The sequence below is a fragment of the Bradyrhizobium sp. genome (assembly GCF_049586575.1).
GTDB lineage: Bacteria > Pseudomonadota > Alphaproteobacteria > Rhizobiales > Xanthobacteraceae > Bradyrhizobium.
Genome location: NZ_JBAVCF010000529.1, coordinates 1 through 2,818 on the forward strand (window position 1 = coordinate 1; position 2,818 = coordinate 2,818).

Genomic DNA, 2,818 nt, shown 5'->3' on the forward strand with positions numbered 1-2,818 from the left:
ACCTGAATGAGGCGATCGATGATGTCGCCGCGCTGCATCAGCAGGCTGTGCACCTGGGCATCGATGGAATCGATTTCCTGGCGCAGCTCGGTCAGCGACGGTGGCGACGGCGGTGGCTTGGACATTCTGGAAACCCGGCGAAAATATCGTTCCTCATCCAGAGGAGCGCGAAAGCGCGTCTCGAAGGATGCAGGCCTGTTCTCCCTCATGGTTCGAGACGGCGCAAGGGCGCCTCCTCACCATGAGGACCTCGCGCCCGGGCGCCCTATTAACCACGGCCTTGCCTTGACGTTGAGGGGGCAAGCGACTAATTTTATGTCGTTCCGTGGTCATTTGAGCCGGCCGGCTTGCAGCCACGTTAAACAATTCGCTAAACAGGCCGGGGACAGAGATGATCCCGGCCGAACCTTATCGTTCAGGCCGGATTTTTTATGGCCTGATTTCCGGGGACGACTCTTCGAAGGGACCTCCCGAGGGATCGGTATCACGATGGTAAAAGTACAGTCAGTAGCAGGTCCTGCGCTCCATACCGAGGAGCGCTCGCAGGAGGCGGACCACCCGAGCTCCAAACTAGCGCAGTTTGGCGCCGACCAGCCGCTGCGGCTTGATTGCGGCATCGATCTCGCTCCCTTTCAGATCGCCTACCAGACCTACGGCGAACTCAACGCCGAACGCTCCAACGCCATTCTGGTCTGTCATGCCCTGACGGGCGATCAGCACGTTTTCAATGTCCATCCGGTGACCGGCAAGCCCGGCTGGTGGGAAACCATGGTCGGTCCCGGCCGTCCGCTCGACACGGATCGCTACTTCATCATCTGCACCAACGTGATCGGCGGCTGCATGGGCTCGACAGGGCCGGCCTCGACCAATCCGGCGACCGGCAAATTGTGGGGGCTGGATTTTCCGGTGATCACCATTCCCGACATGGTGCGGGCGCAGGCGATGCTGCTCGATCGCCTGGGGATTGAGACGCTGTTCTCCGTGGTCGGCGGCTCGATGGGCGGCATGCAGGCGCTGCAATGGACGGCGGCCTTTCCCAGGCGCGTGTTCTCGACGCTGGCGATTGCCTGTTCGACGCGGCATTCGGCGCAGAACATCGCCTTCCACGAACTCGGCCGTCAGGCCGTGATGGCCGATCCGGACTGGCATAACGGCCGCTATTTCGAAAAGGGGATCCAGCCGCATCGCGGCCTCGGCGTGGCGCGGATGGCCGCGCACATCACCTATCTGTCGGATGCGGCGCTGCACCGCAAGTTCGGCCGCAGGATGCAGGATCGCGAGCTGCCGACCTTTTCCTTTGACGCGGACTTCCAGGTCGAAAGCTACCTGCGCTATCAGGGCTCGTCCTTTGTCGAGCGGTTCGACGCCAACAGCTATCTCTATCTGACGCGCGCGATGGATTATTTCGACATCGCCGCCGATCATCATGGCGTGCTGGCGCAGGCGTTCCGCGGCATCCAGACCCGCTTTTGCGTGGTGTCGTTCACCAGCGACTGGCTGTTTCCGACCTCGGAGTCGCGCGCGCTGGTTCATGCGCTCAACGCGTCCAGCGCGCGGGTGAGTTTCGCGGAAATCGAGACCGATCGCGGGCACGACGCTTTCCTGCTCGACGTGCCGGAATTCTTCGACATCTCGCGCGCGTTCCTGCAATCGGCGGCGAAGGCGCGCGGGCTTTCGGTGGGCGGCGAAGCATGAGCGTGCAGCAACAGGCCCTGCCGCTCGGCCCCGTGATCGATCGTGACACTGGGCATTTTCGCGGCGATCACCTGCTGGTCGCGGAAATGGTTGCATCCGGCTCCAAGGTGCTCGATGTCGGTTGCGGCGACGGCGATCTGCTGCAGCTCCTGGAGAGCCGCGGGATCGACGGCCGCGGCATCGAACTGTCGCGCGAGGGCGTCAATCGCTGCGTCGCCAAGGGGCTCGCGGTGGTGCAGGGCGACGCCGACACCGACCTCGTCAATTATCCGGACGATGCCTTCGACTACGTGATCCTGTCGCAGACCTTGCAGGCGACGCGGCAGCCGAAAGTCGTGCTGGAAAACCTGCTGCGGATCGGCCGCCGCGCCATCGTGTCGTTCCCGAATTTCGGCTTCTGGCGGATGCGGCTTCAGCTCCTGGTCGGCGGCCACATGCCGCGCACGGAAAACCTGCCCGCGACCTGGTACGACACGCCGAACATCCATTTCTGCACCATCAAGGATTTCGTGCAGCTTTGCGGCGAGATCAACGTCAAGATGGAGCGCGCGGTCGCGCTCGATCTTTACGGCCGGCCGCTGCGGCTCAGCGCGCCCTGGTGGTTCTGGAACATGTTCGGCGAGCAGGGCGTGTTTCTGCTGAGCCGCGCCGAGAAGGGGAAACATTAGTCTGTCATCGTCCGGCTTGCATTCCAGCGACGTTGGTATTTGAGCCGGGGAGCCGCGGCGTACTGGATGCCCCGCTTTCGCGGGGCATGACGCGCAGACGGGTTATCCGGCCATCACCGGCCTGGAATCGCGCACGCCCCAGCGGTTGAGCCTCACGACTGCGCCGGATCCGCAGTCCCTGATGTGACGATGTTTGGCTCACTAAGTCGTCCCGGCGAACCGCGGCCCGCCGCTGCTGGCGGCTTCACCGCTTACGCTGATTCAATTGTCAAACAGCCACTTCACCGTCGTCCCTGCGAACGCAGCAGAGTTCGTCCCGGTCTTTCGTCGTCCCGGCCAAGCGACCCGTCCGCCGTAGCTCGAAGAGCGAAGGCGGAAGCGCGAGCCGGGACCCATACGCCGCACCGCCAGTTTTGAGTGACTCTGTCCGACGGCTTTCACGCAATAATCAAGGC

At 63.2% G+C, this 2,818-nt stretch carries 3 protein-coding genes, 1 pseudogene and 1 riboswitch; of the genes and pseudogenes, 2 read left to right on the plus strand and 2 right to left on the minus strand.

Annotated elements, in window-relative coordinates; all coding sequences use genetic code 11:
* Nucleotides 1-125: pseudogene (locus WB528_RS19830) on the minus strand (chorismate mutase); the annotation flags it as partial.
* A gap of 190 nt (nt 126-315) precedes the next feature.
* Nucleotides 316-395: riboswitch (SAM riboswitch) on the plus strand.
* A 94-nt stretch (nt 396-489) separates the two neighbouring features.
* Between WB528_RS19830 and metX the strand changes: the two are divergent.
* Complete coding sequence (gene metX, locus WB528_RS19835; protein WP_423890108.1) at nt 490-1,695, plus strand: homoserine O-acetyltransferase MetX; 1,206 nt, start codon at nt 490-492, stop codon at nt 1,693-1,695.
* Nucleotides 1,692-2,363 carry a methionine biosynthesis protein MetW gene (gene metW, locus WB528_RS19840; protein WP_423890110.1) on the plus strand — a complete coding sequence of 224 codons (672 nt, stop codon included), beginning with the start codon at nt 1,692-1,694 and terminating at the stop codon, nt 2,361-2,363. Before metX ends, metW begins: the two co-directional genes overlap by 4 nt.
* 261 nt (nt 2,364-2,624) lie before the next feature.
* On the opposite strand, the gene WB528_RS19845 is transcribed toward metW, so the two are convergent.
* Nucleotides 2,625-2,818 (minus strand): hypothetical protein (locus WB528_RS19845; RefSeq protein WP_423890111.1); only part of this gene is annotated, 194 nt, incomplete at its 5' end.